Origin of the sequence: Facklamia sp. P13064 (genome assembly GCF_050409425.1) — a bacterium.
Taxonomy (GTDB): Bacteria; Bacillota; Bacilli; order Lactobacillales; family Aerococcaceae; genus Facklamia.
Genome location: NZ_JBNUPM010000053.1, coordinates 1 through 645 on the forward strand (window position 1 = coordinate 1; position 645 = coordinate 645).

The following is a 645-nucleotide window of genomic DNA, read 5'->3' on the forward strand; positions in this document are numbered from 1 at the left end:
TTCAGACTGTAGACAAAGTCCTCTAAATCACCAACCTATGGTGATTTAGAGGGCTTTTTGATATATAATAAAAAGAAAACGGGTGATTTCTATGATGTCCACTAATGCAGAAAGTAAAACGTTCGAAGCACGTCATCAGATGGCTTTTCATGCGCTCGAAGACCTTGTTCCAGAAGAACATCTTCTGAGAAAAATTGATCGACATATTGATTTTTCTTTTATTTATGAACTGGTAGAAGATGTTTATTGCTTAGATAATGGACGTCCGAGCATTGACCCAGTGACACTGATTAAAATCCCTATCATTCAATATCTCTTTGGTATTCCAAGTATGCGCCAAACCATTCAAGAAATTCAGGTGAATGTCGCATATCGTTGGTTTTTAGGGTTATCTCTCACTGACCCAGTGCCACATTTTTCAACTTTTGGAAAAAATTATAAGCGTCGTTTCGAAGGGACAAGTATCGCCCAACAGATCTTTAGCCAGATTCTCACACAGTGTTTTGAAGCGGACATGATTGATTCTAAAGCTATTTTCATTGACGGCACCCATGTTAAAGCTTGTGCCAATGGCCGAAAGTATACGAATAAAGAAGTGATCGTCCAAGCAAAATGGTTGGCAGAGGAAATGATGGAAGCCGTTCA

1 protein-coding gene is annotated in these 645 nt (G+C 38.9%); it reads left to right on the forward strand.

All coding sequences use genetic code 11. The annotated features are described in order from the left end of the window. Window positions 1–85: 85 nt before the first annotated feature. Window positions 86–645 (forward strand): transposase (locus ACQV2S_RS08850; RefSeq protein ID WP_428885414.1); only part of this gene is annotated, 560 nt, incomplete at its 3' end.